A 16,795-nucleotide genomic window follows, 5' to 3' on the forward strand; every position below is an offset into this window, starting at 1 on the left:
CCTTTAAACAATGAAGACCATGATTTCATTAGAATGACTGAAAAAGCAAGCAAAAAACTATACACATAGTTTTCATCATATTTGTTCAGTTGCATGAACTAAAACAGGTAATGTTTATTCTGCTATTTATGCTTTCAACATATCAAATAATATTATTCCAATAAAAAACAATCCATTTTAAAAATGGATTGTTTTTTTATTTCTGTTTTATGCGGTTTATTTTATTTTTGTATTTTCAATGATAGAATAATTATATTTACAAAAATGAAACACTACTATCTTAGCCCCTCTTATAGTAAGTTTTTCGTTCGAAAACAAAAATACAATTTCACCTTACAATTGAAAAAACATATGTAAAAGTTTCTAAAACAGCTGCCTTATCATACTAATCTATAGCAATTCTGTCTTCTTCCCTTACCTGTTTCCTTTAACACATACGATTTTAAAACTAGCGCCGTTAATGAATCTGTTAATGTTTTATATGATAAATTTGATAATGCCAATAGATCGTTCGTATATAACATTCTATGCTTCTCTAATAATAATAGTACTAATCGTTCAGACGGTTTTAATGCCTCGTCACTTTCTAGTATAAAGTCTATATTTTTCATTTCTCTAATTACTACTCCTTATATAAAAAAATACTTTAGGTGCTAATTTAATATGAAAATAATACATAACAAAATTATAGATATATTAAAATAGTACCATCTAAAAACACTATTATACTATAACATAGAAGTAGTGTTTCCCCAAATAGGAAATGCTTTTTTATATCGCTGTAAGATTCTTGCAAATGTACATAATATTTTGTACCATTACCCGCCAAGTTTTCTTCTAATTTCGCTGCTCATCCTGATGTATTTGTAATCAATGAAGTTCTTCTAAATTTATAAACAAATAAAAAACGGTTCGTCTATCATGCCCTAAACATGAATGACAACCGTTTTCTAGTTTCTTCTTAATTAACATGCTCTATCTTAAATATTTCTTGCAATATGCGGCTTACTGTAATGACTTGTTCCACCGCCACCTACAACTACTTTACCGCCTTTTTCGAAAATTAATAATTTACTTGAACCATCTGCAAGAAGCACTATTACTTCAGCATTATTACTTGTTGCTATATAAATTACATAACCACTCTTTGATATACAAGTTTCCCAATTCGCATCAAATTCTGATCTTACTACACGATTTGAATACACTTGATTTTCAATTCTATCTTGTTCTACGTTTTCCAAATTTATTCTCCCCTCTTCCCTGCATAGTTATATATATTAAAATAGCACCATCTAAAATAGTGACCGATTTTAACATAAATAGTATATGTAATTAGTAGGAGAATGCTTGGACAATAGAAACGAAATAGACTTCGGGAATTTTACAATTGAAACTTCTCTTTAATCATTTCCGCTACTTCTTTTGCACTCAAATACGTGTTATTAATTTTTATATACTCTTCTTTTTCAATTTCACCATGAAGAGAGTTTAATCTATGCATTTTCATCGTTTCTTTCAAATTATTTTCAGACCACTCAATATCTCTTTTTTTCGGTTTATGTTCTAATCTATTCGGGCTTTTATTTCGTTCTAATCTTTCATCTAATTCCGCTTCCAGCTCTACAAAATACACTGTCCCACCTTTTGATTCAAAAATATTTTCTACATGATGTATATAATCCCAATCCTCTTGGAGGTCAAATGCCCATATATACGTAAAAATCATTCCAGATAAATCACTTTTAGATACTTCTTCAAATATTTCATTACGAAATAAACTTACTAGTCTTTTTGCTTCTTTCGTACTGTAATCAAAAATTGGACTTACTAAATCAATTGTCATGTGGTTATGAAAAAGTTTTAAACCGGTTAATGTTGCTAATTCTTGCCCCACTGTCATTTTTCCAACTGCTTGTGGGCCAAATATTAATATAAGTTTCATTTATTTCCCTCCAATCTTTCTCTATAAACCATTACATAAAATAAAAAATAAGACAGCCGATTTTAAAACGATTGCCTTATTTTTTATTCATAGTTTTAGTTCTATTCTTTTCGCACAGCTTCAAAAGTAATCGTTTGATTTGCATTTGACGGTTCTTTTTCATAAACATATTCAGTAGAGCGAGTAATGTTTGAGAAACCTATACTTTCTAAAAGAAGTATAAACTCTTCTATTCCATACCAGCGCAGCGCAAAGCGTTGCAATTCTGTTTGTACTAACTGTCCTTTACTCCACTTTTCATATTTCAAATATGATACAGTAACTTGGTTCAGCCAATCTATTTCAATTGATTTATTTTCTAATGTGATTCCGTCTCCGCTTGGCAAAGAGAAAGTCGATGTATGAATTTCCCCAGTCTTCCATTTATGCGGGAGCATAATATCTACGATTAATCGTCCACCTGGATTAAGATGTTCATAAAAACATTTCAATGCATTTATAGAATCCACACGATTTTCAATTAAACAAAAAGATCCAGTAGGAATGATAATTGCGTCATATTTATGCGGAAGTGAAAATTGTTGCAAGCTTCCTTCATACAAATTAGGATGTAAGCCTCTCTCTTTACAGCGCTTACGGCAAGAATCTAGCATTTCAGGTGAATAATCTATCCCATCCACTTTAAAACCAGCCTCTAGAAGCGGAATGATGACACGCCCTGAACCTACTGCAGCTTCGAGGATTCTTCCTCTACAATCTTTTAAACGTTCTTTGTAATACTCAATATCACCATTTAAAGAATAACCGACTGGTTTTGTGTAATCATACAGTTCCGTACAAAGTGTACTATAAAAGCTAAACATTTATTTTCTCCTCCGTTTTTACGTACGGAAGATTTCAATTCAACTAATCTTCCTGTACCTCTAATTTTAATGAGATTTCGAAAGAGCTGACTGTCATAATATATCACTCACTTTCCATAGAATATAATGATATTGTATTACATAACCTTCCAATTTGAAATATAAAAATTTAAAATTCAGACTACAAATTAAAGAGCTTACTTTAGTAAGCTCTTTAGAAAAAATATTTATTTCACAATCGGCAATGTCACTTCACTTAATTTCACAGTAAGTTTTGTACCAGCTTTCGGTCTAATTGTATAATCATAATCACTTGCAATTAAAACAACTCCGATTTGATGCCCCGCTTTAAATACATAATCATCTGGCTGCATGTCCCATGTGAATGTATAATCTTTGCCCGGTTGAATCGCTGTTGAATTTTCTATACTCTTTACGTTTTGTGGGTCCATCCAGCCTCTCGTTACGATTTCCGGCTTCGCTCCTCCATAGTCAACAAGTAACGCTGTTAAATTTGATACAGATCGATCAATATTTCCTGTAATTGAAATCTTTGGTGTACCACTTATACGCGTATCTTTTTGCAGTACAGGCATTGTATATACTAATCGATTTGCTACTTCTAATTCTGGGTTTGCTACTAATTGGTTTGATTTTATTTGTGCATCATCTAAGAATGAGAAAACTTTATTAGCCGATCCCATACTTAGTGGCAAATTGACTGATTTATTGCTTAAATACATACGGATTTTTGAAGGTACAGCTGCTGGATCTGGCCAATTTTTTATCTTTTGCCACGTTTTATTTTCTCTTTGCACATCAACCATTGGTTCATCCATAATTCCATTTTCAATTCCGTACAACCAATAATCTAACCATTTATTTTGTGTTTGCTGCCAGTTATTACTTGATGTCCCACCATGACCACCTTGGTGTAGCCACATTTTACGCGGAACATTATTTTCTCCAAGTGCTTCCCACCATTGCGCGAACTGTTTCGTTTTAACATTCCAATCGTTTAAACCATGAACAACAAATACACTCGCTTTTACATTTTTAGCATCTTTTACATAGTTACGTTTATCCCAAAAATCATTATAATTACCTGTTTTTCGGTCTTGTCCAGCCGTTAACTCTTTTATAACTTGTCCGCAAACTTCAGGGTTTTCCCTTGTCAGTACTGCTTCTGCCATATTATCTGTATCTTCTCCTTGATATCCGCCTGGAGCAATGACTGCACCATTTGCACGATAATAATCATACCAACTACTAATTGCTGCGATTGGAATAATTGTTTTTAAACCTTCAACTCCAGTAGTCGCAACAGCATTTGGTAATGTACCATTATAAGAAACTCCAGTCATACCTACATTGCCTGTAGACCAATTTGCCTGAACTTCCTCACCCTGTTCTGTAAATGCTTTCGCGCGACCGTTTACCCAATCAATAACAGATTTTGTCCCGAGTATCTCTTGTTCATCTCCAGTTGTAGGGCATCCATCTGATTTTCCAGTACCGATACTTTCGCCTAAAATAACTGCATAACCTCTTGGCACGTAATAGTTCCCATACGAACCAAGATTAATCGCTCCATACGGTTTTCCTTCATACGCATACAATTCTTCATCTACATTATATACAGGAACATCTTTTAATCCAGATCGATATGGACTCATTTCATAAATAACAGGAACTTTCACATTCGGATCTGTCTTTGGACGCATAACTTTTATCGATACTCTGTCTTTCTTACCGTCTTGATCACTATCAACTTCTGTCTCTACATATAAATTTTCGTCCATAATAGCTTCATCGAGAGAATAAATCGGTTTTGTCATCCCATTTTCTAATTCAATTTTCGTATTTTTAGTCTCTTCCTTCTTCTCTGCATGCACATCCATAGTAAAGCTAGGTATAATTGTTGCAGATAGCATTGCTGACAGTGTAATTGCCATTTTCTTTTTACTCAAAATATTCCCTCCCCTTATTCGTTCTCTTTTACTATATAACAAAATAACTGAAAATTCAGTTTTGTTTTTATATAAAAGTTGAGAAACTCAAAGATTTCTTATTAAGTAAAATTTAATGGAGGTGTGAAATTATTTTCCCACTCCCACCTTCTTTATAAAGTGAAACTTTAATCAACCCTCACCAATTGGACGTTTACGATCAGCAGGGCCACTTCTTTGCTTTCGCTGAATTTTGAGGTGGGGTCTTACTGCCCGGCAAATAGCGGAATAAATAGAGAAAAAGACAACCAATATTTCTATCGATTGCCTTACATTCCATTTATTATTTTTCTAACTCTTTAAAGGTATCTTTCAAGTCTTTATCAGATACCTTTATATCTGCATTTTTAAGCAGATCTCTAGTAACTTGTTGATGGAATTGAGGATCTTGTATACGTTGCTGTTCTAATTCTTTACGAATATTCTCTTTCTCTTCCTCATACGGTTTAAGCTCTTTTTTATCCGTTAGCTTAATAATATGATATCCGAAAGAAGATTTAACAGGTTCACTCAATTGACCAACTTCTAACTTATACGCAGCATCCTCAAATTCTTTCACCATCATACCAGGTCCAAATTCAGATAGTTCCCCACCTTTTTCTTTAGAACCTGGATCCTCTGAATATTGTTTAGCCAATGCCGCGAAATCTTCGCCACTATTTAATTTTTCTTTAATTTCTTTTGCTGTCTTTTCATCTTTTACTAAAATATGGCTAACTTGAAGCTTTGGCTTATAATGATCTTTAATATCTTTTTCCGTTACGGTTGCTTTAATAGCTTTTTCAAAAGCAAAAGTAAGCTTTAATTTCTCTTTCAACTGATCTTCATTTTTCACACCATTGGATTCCATATATGTATTAAAATTATCGCCCATCTTGTCTTTTAATTCTTCTAGTTGTTTCGTTACCTCTTCATCCGTAACTTTATATTTATCATGTAATACTTTCTCTACTACCATTTCAGATAAATTCTGTTTACCGTAGTTTTCTTTTAATTTTTTGTTAAAATCACTTTCTGAAATGCTTCCTGATTTTGTCGTTACAATATTATCTGATGAACCACATGCAGATAAAGATAACGTCATACCCATTAAAATGCTACCAATTACTAATTTCTTTCTTTTCAAATCTGAATACCTCACTTCATTAAATTCAAATATAACTATGTAAATATAACGTTTTCCTGTGAACTTCACGTGAATTTAATGAAAGTAGAACATTTGCTAATTCTCCATTTAATACATCAATTTTGAAAATTATGGTGATTCGTCCTATATCGCTAATCTCTAAAGCTGCAAAAAGGACTAATATTTTCATTAGTCCTTTTTCACATTTATATAAAATTGAATTTCTCCATCTATAGAGGAAACTCCATATTCAAAACCATGCCTTTCTAAAATACTTTTCACTATCGCTAAACCTAATCCTGTACCTGATTTTTCTTTACTACGAGAAGATTCTAGTACATAAAAAGGCTCCCAAATTTTCTCGATATCCTTAATTTTATCCGTAGGAATGCCATTTTTTATTTGGAAATATATACTTTTATTTCTATCTTCTAATGTAATTATTATGTTTTGATTTGCTGTATATTTTATCGCATTAGAAATTAAATTTTGAAACACCATTCTCATTTTATTTAAATCTGCATAAACGATTGTATTGCCCGCATTACAATTTACTTGCAAGTTAATTTCTTTCGAATCCAGTTCAATCTGATGCTTATCTAATATACTCTGGACCAGTGGTTCAATGGGGAATTCTTCTTTTTGTAAAATATCTCTTTCTAGTTTAGAAAATCGTAATAGTTCTTCAATTAAGTTTGATATTTGATCTGTTTGTTTAATAATTGTATCTACGTAAGTCCCATCATCTAATCCATCTTTAATCCCCATAGAGTATGCTTTTACTAATGCGATCGGTGTCTTTAATTCATGCGTTACATCACCCATAAATCGTTTTAAATGTTCATTACGATCAGTTAAGTCTTGATGTGCTTCATGTAGTTTTTCACTCATGATATTAATACTATTGGCCAACTCTCCTATTTCATCATTCGTTTTCACTTTCGTTCTTTTAAACTGCAAATGTGAAATATCCTGAGCCACATCACTTAACTCTTTCAGTGGTGTCGTTATTATTTTTGAAAGTATCCACACAAGTAAAATAATAAGAAGGAGCGAGAAACATAGGATATATAAGTAAAATGTATTTAACGTATTTATAATTTCATTTGAATTCGCAATGGAAGTCCCAATTAAAATTATCGTATCATCTTTCGCAATATATTTAGCAAAAAAACTCGCTTTTACCTTTCCTTGATCGTACAGTTTATTCGATTGCCCTTCCGTCTTCACTTTCATAACTTCGTCTTTCGTAATCCAAAGCTTATTTAACGTTACTTTCTTTTTCGTAAGTTGCATGCGTAACGCGTCGTTCATAGCATCTTCTGACTGATTAATTGGCGTATACGCAATTGTAACATTATTTTCACTTTCAATTGTATGAATAACATCTTCTAAATCATTGACTGGCGCATTTTGTATTTGAGTTGTAAATTCATTTAAGTTTTCACGTGTTTTATAAATATTATATTTCGGCAGGAGAAAGTTAATTAATAATAAAGAAATTGTAAATATAAGAATAACGGTTAAAGAAATGCTGAGAAATAGCTTTTTCCCAAGTTTATTCACTTTGTTCCTCCAAACTATAACCCAGCCCACGATGCGTCTTAATAATATCTTCTCCAATTTTTTTACGCAGCCTTCTTACATGTGTATCAACCGTTCTCTCTTCTCCAAAATAGTCAAATCCCCATACAATGTCTAACAATTTTTTACGAGTTAAAATCGTTCCTTTATGATTTAAAAAGCATTTTATTAATTCGAGCTCTGTTTTTGTAATTTCTAACTCTATATCATTTTTATATACTTTATTTTTGGCGAAATTTATCTTTACATCTTGTACTTGAATAATATCATCGTGCTGAATAAGTTTTTTCGCTCGCGTAATTAGTACTCCTGGATGAAATGGTTTTTTCACGTACTCATCTGCCCCACTTTGAAGCGCTGCTAATTCATCTTCGCTTTCACTTTTCGCCGTAAGCATTAATACTTTCACGCTTGAATTCTTTTTTATTTCCTGACAGACAGTAATACCACTATGTTTTGGCATCATCCAATCCAAAATAGCTAAATCAATTTTTTCATCATAAAATATTTGAAGTGCTTCCTCTCCGTCTTTCGCTAATAATACTTCAAAGCCTTCTTTTTCAAAATAAGCTTTTAAAATCCTTAACATATCTTGTTCGTCATCTGCAATTAATACTTTCATATTTTTTCCTCCATTGCTTTTAAACAAAAACCAATTGTATCATACAACATCTTTGTTACATGAATGTGACAGAAAAATATTTAAAGCTTTTGAGGGGATAGTAATGTTGAGGTGTTGTATTATGATAAAAAAAATCGGGGTCATTTCTCTTCTTTTATTTCTATTATCAACAAATGTGTTTGCAAATACAAATCAACAAATTGAAGTATTTGATTGTCAAAAAGAAATGGTCATTCAAAAACAATCTTTAGATCCAGTAATCCAAAAAGAAGCAGTTCAATACGCTAAAGCAATTACTGGTCCATTTAAAAACTTAAATGTCGTTCCAAAAGATGGCTATATGATAAAAATCCCATTATCTAAGCCGGTTTCTATTACTAATCAATGGTTACACACTACAATAGACGAAGTACTTATACTGCTCCCACTAAATGAAAAGCCTTATATTATGCTTTATGATGATGAAAATAATCCGCATTTTTATTATGTAAAAGGTAAACCAGGATTATTATTGAAACAAATGCAGGTTAAAACGTAATTGACTGAAAAGGAGTCACCTTATAAGCTAAATTTTAAAAGCTAAGGTGCTCTTTTTTATAATAACAATTTAGTAAATGAAATTATAAAAGTTGGTTTTTAATATAAGGATCGCAACTTCATATATCAGCGATTTTTAAGATATATCGATTTACCAACAAAAAACCTGTTCGTAGCTATTATTTGGATAGCAATCTCTATAATAGTTTGTAGTGACTCGATCCCTTATATAATCCCCCTTTTACAAATCCATTCGCAGTATAAAACACATCCCCTTGCTTCGTGTCAGTATGTAAAACAATCACTTCAAAATACTTTTCCGCATGACATAATAGTTGGTTTAATAATAAGTTCCCTAACCCTAAACGCCGATAATCCCTTGAAATATAAAATCTCCTTAACCGCCCAATCTTATTGTCTTTTGTGTACGGATCCTCATTTAAACCTCCAACTCCAATTAACATATCACCTTGAAAAATACCATATAAACATTCTCCAGTTTTATTGAATACATTTACTTTGTTTTTATATCCATTTATTAGTCTTATAAGGAAATTAAACCCTTCTTCTTCACTGTCTTGAACGAGATGACTGAATTCATATTCCATTAAATTTTCTATTTGTTGAATATGTATATCTTTCAAGTCCATTCCCCCTAAGTACGAAAATACATAAAAATGCTCGAGAATCATTTATTCTGAGCATTTTTATGGTTGTTACTTTATTTAATTCATAGTATGCATATAATTCACTTCATATGTAAATCGATAATACAGTTAATTAATTTTATTATGAAAATATAAGAGCCTTGCTACAATCTAGTATGTGGTAAGGCTCTTTAAAGTTGTGTAATTCTTATTGAACTAAAGCACCTGTTTACTTAAATGAATACATATACATTTATAATGTCTCTCAAATATAATATCAGTTTATAAATTCACCATTCTTCTCTAGCAAGTATAAGTTAAATTATAATTTGTTAATCGATATGTTTGTGTAACCACTGTTCAAATATTTTTAACTGTTCTTCAGTATGAAGGTAATGTTCACCCGTCTCCATAACTTCTAATTCACAACGATGTTTTTTTGTAAAATAGTTAATAGTTTCAAATTCGCACAGTTCATCCTTAGCTCCGTACATAATATATGTATCTGTATTCCATGTACTAATAGGATGCTCTTTTACATAGCATAAATAATCCCAATATAACTTTTGACCAATAGGTGTCTCTATAGTCATTTCTTTTTGTAAAAGCTCCGGTGTTACATTAAACCATTTCATCATATTTTCTATAATTCGTTCCATATTAACTACTGGTGATAAAAATAATGCCTTTTCTATCACATCATTTTGAAAAGCTAAAAGGCTAAAATATGCTCCCATACTACATGCAAACACGTTTATTTCTTTCCAATGTTCTTTTGCGTAGTTCATAATTATAGATAATTCATTAACACAAAACTGTACTTTACAAGGAGTGTTATCATTCTTTCTTTCTCCATGCTCAGGTAAATCAAAGCTTAATACTTGATAACCTTTTCGATCGGCTTCTTCAGCTACTATTTGAATAACTGCATCTTCCTTATTTGACATATTTCCATGTACTGCAATAAAAATTTTTTCACTCTTATCTCCCCACAAAACCGCAGGAATATTACTAATTTTAAAAATATTTTTAAGCATATTCCCCTCCATAAAATAAGACATATAGGACTCGAAAAAAATGCACACACTTTATTTATCTCTGTACAGCAGGCAGTATCCGCTTTAAATCTATTAAATCATCTATTACTATATCAGCCTGAGCAAGTTCATCTTCTTGCGCAAAATCAAAATTGCATCCAATTGCCAGTAAACCGTTGTCTTTCGCTGCATTTATATCAGATAGCCGGTCACCAACTACGGCTGCCTCTTTTATATCATATTTGTTCATAATACTTTTAACTAAGTCACCTTTATTTAGCGATTGTATTTGTTCGATACTAAACGTTTCAGTCACCCACTTGTCTAAAGCATAATAAGTTACGATTGCTCGTAAATATTCTTTCAAACCATTACTAGCAATGTAAATGGAACAATTATTTTCTTTTATATATGTAAATATTTCTTTTACATTTGGATATAAAGCGCCTTTTCCGCTTTTTATGTTTTCAATTAGTCTATCTAAAAAATATGCATCTGTTTGTTCTCTTATTTCAATAGAATGTTCCGGTAATAAAGCTTCCCAAACTTTCGGTAGCGGCACACCCATAATTTCACGGTATTTTTCAATCGGTGTTACCGTATCCCATAATTGAAGTGATCTTAAGTGATCAAAAGTATCATCTAACGATAATTCTAAAATTTTATCTGTTTGAAATAATGTTCCATCCATATCAAAAATTAATGCTTGTAACATTCTTATCTCTCCTTTTGGACTATAGTTTTACCAGATATATTTTTAAGAATCTCAATAATAATTTCTGAGCAATAATTTGCAGCAGTTTTCGCGAAATTATCATAAGAAACTTGAGCTTCATCATCTGCACTGTCAGAAATACATCGTATAACAAGAAACGGTATATCATTTATGTAGGCAACATGTCCAATTGCTGCACCTTCCATTTCTGTACAATGAGGTGCGTATTCGTCTATTAATTTTGCCTTTAACTTTGAATCTTCAACAAAACATTCACCACTTACAATTCTTCCTTGGTGAGCTTGAATATTTGAACTATTACTGTTACATGCTTTACGTGCTAACTCTATCAATTCCTTACTTGCAATAAACTCCTCTTGAAACGGGAATAATTTTTTCATTTGATTTTTACTTACATCATGATGGGTAACATTCGTTGAAATAACTACATCACCAACTTTTACATCTGGATGTAATCCACCAGCAACGCCCGTATTGATGATAGAGTCTACATTAAATTTATGAATTAATGTTTGCGCACATGCAGCTGCATTTACTTTCCCTACACCAGAACGTGCAATAATTACTTCTGTTCCCATGAATTCTCCAATATAAAATGGCATTCCCGCTATTGTCTGTTCTTCTTGTATTACTAGCTTTTCTAAAAGTAAATCTATTTCAATTTGCATTGCTCCGATAATGCCGGTTCTGTTCATGTATGTAGTCCCCTTTATTAATTAATCCCTTTAATCCTCTCTGACATAACCGACAATAAAAATTTCGGAAGTACAAGTTGTCTCTTTAATCTTTTCGGCTGTGAGAGTAACCTATACAGCCATTCAGTTCCAGTATCCCTCATTATTTTCGGTGCTCTTTTTACAGTACCAGATATTATATCAATCATTCCTCCGATACCAATAGATAGCGGAACGTTTAATGTTTGTATGTTTTCATAAATGAACTCTTCTTGTTTTGGTGAACCTAGTCCTACAAGTAATAAATGCGGTTTGAATTGCTTAATTTTCATTTTTATTTCTTCTATTTCTTCACCATTTACAAATCCATGCTGTCCTTTAAATTGTGCTCCTGGGAACTGCTCATTTAATTTTTCTAATGCCTTTTTATTACTTTCTGGCGCAGCTCCAAAAAGAAAGACACGATATTCATTGTCGTTACAATATTTTATTAAATCGTGAGTTAAATCCGCCCCAGTAACACGTTCTTTCAAAGTTCCTTTTAATATTTTCGAGCCAATTATGACACCAATCCCATCCGCTGTTATTAAATCCGCAGATAGTAACATCTTTTTAAACTCCTTTGATTTTTCCGTATTTTCCTTTGCAGACATAACAATTTCAGGATTTGCAGTTACTACAAACCTTGGTTTCTCTTGTTGTTCATATAACCAACCTTTTAATAAACTTATAGCTTTTGCATATTCTAAAGTTGAAAAAGGTATACCTTTTATAAATTGCTGATCCACTGTACTCTCCCCTTATATAAGCTGCAAATATTCATCAATGTCTTTAGAAATTTGAATAAAAGCTTTATTCCAAAATTCATAATTTCTTATATCTATTTCAAAATGTTTTTTCATAAGCTCCTCTACTGAAGCCTTTCCTGTTTCTCGTAAGAACTCTTTATATTTCGAATGAAAAGTACTTTTACCTTCTTGAGCTATTTCTAATAAGCTAAAACTTACTAAATATCCAAACGTGTATGGATAATTGTAAAAAGGAACATCTGCTATATAAAATTGAATATATTTCATCCATACAAACGGCTGGTATTCACTTAAAGCATTTCCATAAGCTTCTTTTTGTGCAATTATAGATAATTTCTCAATTTCATCAGCACTTAAAGGACCCTCTTTACATTTTTCATAAAATGTTTTTTCAAACTGATACGATGCTCGTATTGCCATTACATAATTAAAACTATTTCTTATTTTCCAGCTAAGTAATGACTTTTTCGTATCTTTACTATCCGTTGTTTCAATTAGATAATTTAAGAGTACCGTTTCAAAGAAAATAGATGCTGATTCAGCCGTACTCATTGGCAAATAATCATCTAAAAAAGATGTAGATTGTTCAAAACTCATATTATAAAAATGCCAAGCATGTCCTAATTCATGAGCGAGCACTCTTACACTATTTATACTCCCATCATAACGAATGGAAATTCGCGATTCTTTCTCACTGAAAAATGGAGCACAAAACCCGCCTGGTGGTTTATTCTCTCTCGGTTCAGCATCTACCCAACCACTTTCTATCGCATTACGTGCAAATTCTGCTAATTCTTCATCAATATTCTTCCATGCATCATAAACGTTTTGTATTGCTACTGAAAAAGGAATCATGACCTCATTACTTTCCTTTACTGTCATAAGTTCATGCCATGTAATCGAAGCTTTCCCTTTCTTATACACGTTTAAAGCACTTACTAATTTATCAAGGTTTTCTTCTGTCGCATTCCACATTTGGAATAATACAGTTTCTGAAATGCCATTCGCATGAAAAGATTGTGTTAAAATCTCTCTATCTTCTATTTCATCACTCTTTGCATTACGCAATCTCCCTACTTGATTTAATACAGTAGCAAAGATTTCTTTTTCCTTATGTAAAGCACATGTTAATGAATCGAATACTTCTAATCTTTCCTTTTCATTATCACTATTCATTGCAATAGTATTTGCTTGTCCAAAGGATAATAGTTTATTATTGTGCTCTATTTCTATCCTATCCCGTAATTGTATGTACATATTTTCCCACGCATTAAGTTCATCTTTTATTAACTTAGTATTATCTGAAGTTTCCACTTCATTATGTTTTATTACTTGCTGTAATTCACTTTTTAGTTCCTTCACTTTCACGGTCAATTTAGTAAGGTCAGATGGAACACTTTCTTCAACCGATCGACAGTACAAATAGTATTCTGCTTTTTCAATAACTTGTATAAGCTTTGAAAGAATCTCTACATCTTTTGTTACAAAATATTGCTCTTTCAACTCCAAAATCGGAAATAGAATATCCTCATTCAAATACAAGCGATTTAAATCCCATCTAGCACTTTCTTGCATTTTTATAGCCACCTCCTATTTTTACAAATAGTTACAGATATTTCTCCACACACAATTATATATGAAATGGAAAAATTTTGATATCTTCAAATATTTAAATTCCTATAAATATATTCTTATTTATACTCTTTTCTTCTACCATTAAGTATCATTACACATATAAAAAATAATCCCTCTACAAGATTGCATTTGATATAGGAAAACTTCAAAGATTTTATCTTCATCAATACCATATCGACCGATTATCACAGATTAAAAAATAAAAAAGGATTGATCAAAAGATCAATCCTTTACTCTACTTCATTTAAGAAAAATAACGTTATAACGCCAGGTCCTGTATGTGCACCGATTGCTGCACCAATTGTATTTACGATAAATACTTCACAGCCAAATCTTTCCGTAATTAATGATTTTAATGCTTCCGCTGTTTCTAAATCGTCACCGTGAGTCATACCGATTGTTTGACCTTTAAGGTCTTTACCACGTTCTTCCATAATATCAACAATACGGCTTAATACTTTCTTTTTCCCTCGTACCTTTTCAAGTGGTACAAGTTTTCCTTCTTCCACGTTTAAGATCGGTTTAATGTTTAGTAAACCACCGATAAATCCTGCGACTTTACTTAAACGTCCACCTCTCACTAAGTACTGTAAGTCAGCTACAGTGAAGATATGTTCCATATGGCTCATTAGAAAATCAACACGCTTTAAAATATCTTCTTTTGATGCGCCGTCTTTTGCCATTTTAGCAGCTTCTAAAACGACAAGACCTTGACCAAGCGAAGCACATTTCGTATCAATAATTTCTAAATCTAAGTTAGCATATGTTTCTTTTACTTCCTCTTTAATGACAACTGATGATTGATATGTACCAGACAGTTCAGATGAAAAAGCTAAATATATACAAGGATTACCTTCTTTTGCATAAGAAACAAATTTTTCTTGGAACGTTTCAAGTGAAGGCAATGACGTTCTATAAACAGCGCCTTCTCTCATTTTTTGCAATAATGTAACTGACTCTAATGTTACTCCATCTAAATACTCTGTTTCTGCTTCATCATATACACGGAGTGGAATTAAATCAATATCATATGCTTGCAGCAATTCTACTGGTAAATCCGCCGCACTATCCGTAATGATTTTAACACCCATTTTTAAACCTCTATTCTGTTATAAATATAAAATAATAAAATAAAAATAGTACTTTTAAATTATATACGTAAAACTTAAATGAAGAAAGGAAAACACTTTATATTGTATGCACTATTCTTCAAAACTTGAACTGTTAATGAAAATGATTCTATTTTAAACACCTTTTTCTTATTATTTTTCTAAAACACGAATAATTTTATAAGTATTTTGTATCATTATATTTTAATTCTTTATCTTAATATAATCTTTTCAAATTCATACTGTTTAAAATTGAAAAGCCAAATCCAATAAAGGAAATGGCTTTTACATTTTCATAAAATAACCAAACTTTATTTTCCATCAAATTGTTTGTTTACATTCATACTTTGGTGATGTTGAATATTAGTCCAGTTATGATAAATATTTATAGCCTGTACTATAATTAAAACAGTGAATATTCACCTGTAAGAATCACTAGATAAAAACAAGTTAAACATTTTATAAAATATTTAATTTTACTAGTAAAGCTAATAAAATTTGGAGAAGAATTTGAACATTTACTGCTATGTCTGTATCCGTAGTCGTAACTGTAACATTTCTAGAATTTCTAATAACAGTTTCTTGTTTATTAATTTGTTTAATAGATGATTTTTGAAACAATTCTTGTGCTACACGGTCAGCTTTTTCACTATCTGCTATAGAAATACTTATTATAACCACGATAGCTGCTTGTAATGCTGCTTGAATAGATAAAGCAGCTTTTGTATCTGTAGTAGTAACTTCTACATCTGCTGAATCTACAATTGTAATAGATTCTTCAGAAATTTGATACGTTTTACTTTCTTGCGCAGCTGCTTCTGAAACGCTAGCATTTTTAAAAGATGGATGAGGATTCGAGGAATCTAATGCACTCCACTTTTTATTTTCATCTGAATGACATGTTTTGTCCATGCGTTCACCCCCTTTCAATCTAAATAATTATTAACTTGTGATTGTATTTCAGAAACAATACTTTTAATTTGCTGCTTTTTTTCTGGTGATAAATTTTTTAATTTTTCTTCATTTATCCCATGCCTATTAAAAATATCTGAGAGTAAAAGGTCTATAATTATATTCTTTTGATCCTTATCAAACTTAAAGGAAGAAAATTTGTTTAAATCATCCATTTACAATAGTCACTCCAATCAATTTTCTATAAAAATTTTAAATATCTACGAGCATTATATGTAATGAAATAAAAATTGCTTGGACAAGTAACTTAATCTTCTATTTTCACTTCTTTTTGCTAATAAAATCAAAAGCTGACTTCTAATAAGAAGACAGCTTTCCTTCACTTCACATAAATATAAGTTTCATTACTGTTAAATCATGTATTTTATCTTTATTTGTAGTTTTCCACACTTGCTTTACCATTAATCTTGAATATTAATTCAGTCATAATAAAAAGTCCAAGCTTGTACCACGTATTACAACAAAAAACATTTACTTAGATTGAAAACTT

Annotated in this window: 18 protein-coding genes; 1 reads left to right on the plus strand and 17 read right to left on the minus strand. The window is 31.3% G+C overall.

The window, feature by feature from the left end; translation table 11 throughout:
- Positions 1 to 380: 380 nt before the first annotated feature.
- The 8 genes from BC_RS14270 to BC_RS14305 form a co-directional block, all read right to left on the minus strand.
- Positions 381 to 611, minus strand: a complete 231-nt coding sequence (locus BC_RS14270; protein ID WP_000789031.1) for a hypothetical protein — start codon at positions 609 to 611, stop codon at positions 381 to 383.
- 369 nt (positions 612 to 980) lie between these two features.
- Positions 981 to 1,244 carry a hypothetical protein gene (locus BC_RS14275; RefSeq protein WP_000432421.1) on the minus strand — a complete coding sequence of 88 codons (264 nt, stop codon included), beginning with the start codon at positions 1,242 to 1,244 and terminating at the stop codon, positions 981 to 983.
- A gap of 140 nt (positions 1,245 to 1,384) precedes the next feature.
- Entirely contained in the window at positions 1,385 to 1,945 is a 561-nt protein-coding gene (locus BC_RS14280) for an AAA family ATPase (RefSeq protein WP_000767065.1), read from the minus strand.
- A 101-nt stretch (positions 1,946 to 2,046) separates the two neighbouring features.
- Positions 2,047 to 2,808 carry a class I SAM-dependent methyltransferase gene (locus BC_RS14285; protein WP_000490911.1) on the minus strand — a complete coding sequence of 254 codons (762 nt, stop codon included), beginning with the start codon at positions 2,806 to 2,808 and terminating at the stop codon, positions 2,047 to 2,049.
- 227 nt (positions 2,809 to 3,035) lie between these two features.
- Positions 3,036 to 4,778 carry a Xaa-Pro dipeptidyl-peptidase gene (locus BC_RS14290; protein WP_000038298.1) on the minus strand — a complete coding sequence of 581 codons (1,743 nt, stop codon included), beginning with the start codon at positions 4,776 to 4,778 and terminating at the stop codon, positions 3,036 to 3,038.
- 322 nt (positions 4,779 to 5,100) lie between these two features.
- The gene (locus BC_RS14295) at positions 5,101 to 5,943 is read right to left on the minus strand and encodes a peptidylprolyl isomerase PrsA (protein ID WP_000823432.1); all 843 of its coding nucleotides are present in this window, start codon (positions 5,941 to 5,943) and stop codon (positions 5,101 to 5,103) included.
- Positions 5,944 to 6,132: 189 nt separating this feature from the next.
- Positions 6,133 to 7,509 (minus strand): sensor histidine kinase, encoded by a 1,377-nt coding sequence (locus BC_RS14300; protein ID WP_001037254.1) that lies wholly within the window; start codon positions 7,507 to 7,509, stop codon positions 6,133 to 6,135.
- On the minus strand, positions 7,502 to 8,149 hold the full coding sequence (locus BC_RS14305) for a response regulator transcription factor (RefSeq protein ID WP_000865977.1): 648 nt from the start codon (positions 8,147 to 8,149) through the stop codon (positions 7,502 to 7,504). Before BC_RS14305 ends, BC_RS14300 begins: the two co-directional genes overlap by 8 nt.
- A 121-nt stretch (positions 8,150 to 8,270) precedes the next feature.
- Between BC_RS14305 and BC_RS14310 the strand changes: the two genes are divergently transcribed.
- On the plus strand, positions 8,271 to 8,687 hold the full coding sequence (locus BC_RS14310; RefSeq protein WP_000591778.1) for a hypothetical protein: 417 nt from the start codon (positions 8,271 to 8,273) through the stop codon (positions 8,685 to 8,687).
- Positions 8,688 to 8,883: 196 nt separating this feature from the next.
- Here the strand turns inward: BC_RS14310 and BC_RS14315 are convergent, their stop codons facing one another.
- The 9 genes from BC_RS14315 to BC_RS14355 form a co-directional block, all read right to left on the minus strand.
- Positions 8,884 to 9,378 carry a GNAT family N-acetyltransferase gene (locus BC_RS14315; RefSeq protein ID WP_002195629.1) on the minus strand — a complete coding sequence of 165 codons (495 nt, stop codon included), beginning with the start codon at positions 9,376 to 9,378 and terminating at the stop codon, positions 8,884 to 8,886.
- A gap of 287 nt (positions 9,379 to 9,665) precedes the next feature.
- On the minus strand, positions 9,666 to 10,370 hold the full coding sequence (locus BC_RS14320; RefSeq protein WP_000916629.1) for an alpha/beta hydrolase: 705 nt from the start codon (positions 10,368 to 10,370) through the stop codon (positions 9,666 to 9,668).
- 55 nt (positions 10,371 to 10,425) lie between these two features.
- A complete protein-coding gene (locus BC_RS14325) occupies positions 10,426 to 11,085 on the minus strand; it encodes an HAD hydrolase-like protein (RefSeq protein ID WP_000938422.1) in 660 nt (219 codons plus the stop codon).
- Between the two features lie 2 nt (positions 11,086 to 11,087).
- Entirely contained in the window at positions 11,088 to 11,801 is a 714-nt protein-coding gene (locus tag BC_RS14330; RefSeq protein WP_001082284.1) for a 5'-methylthioadenosine/adenosylhomocysteine nucleosidase, read from the minus strand.
- A 17-nt stretch (positions 11,802 to 11,818) separates the two neighbouring features.
- The gene (locus BC_RS14335; protein ID WP_000372664.1) at positions 11,819 to 12,568 is read right to left on the minus strand and encodes a WecB/TagA/CpsF family glycosyltransferase; all 750 of its coding nucleotides are present in this window, start codon (positions 12,566 to 12,568) and stop codon (positions 11,819 to 11,821) included.
- 12 nt (positions 12,569 to 12,580) lie between these two features.
- Complete coding sequence (locus BC_RS14340) at positions 12,581 to 14,164, minus strand: M3 family metallopeptidase (protein WP_001158171.1); 1,584 nt, start codon at positions 14,162 to 14,164, stop codon at positions 12,581 to 12,583.
- A gap of 290 nt (positions 14,165 to 14,454) precedes the next feature.
- The gene (locus BC_RS14345; protein WP_000538278.1) at positions 14,455 to 15,315 is read right to left on the minus strand and encodes a DegV family protein; all 861 of its coding nucleotides are present in this window, start codon (positions 15,313 to 15,315) and stop codon (positions 14,455 to 14,457) included.
- A 477-nt stretch (positions 15,316 to 15,792) separates the two neighbouring features.
- Positions 15,793 to 16,245, minus strand: coding sequence for a spore coat protein (locus BC_RS14350; RefSeq protein ID WP_000361676.1), 453 nt, complete (start codon positions 16,243 to 16,245; stop codon positions 15,793 to 15,795).
- A gap of 14 nt (positions 16,246 to 16,259) precedes the next feature.
- Entirely contained in the window at positions 16,260 to 16,460 is a 201-nt protein-coding gene (locus BC_RS14355; protein WP_000342253.1) for a spore coat protein W, read from the minus strand.
- Positions 16,461 to 16,795 lie beyond the last annotated feature (335 nt).

Source organism: Bacillus cereus ATCC 14579 (assembly GCF_000007825.1).
In the GTDB taxonomy this organism is placed as follows: domain Bacteria; phylum Bacillota; class Bacilli; order Bacillales; family Bacillaceae_G; genus Bacillus_A; species Bacillus_A cereus.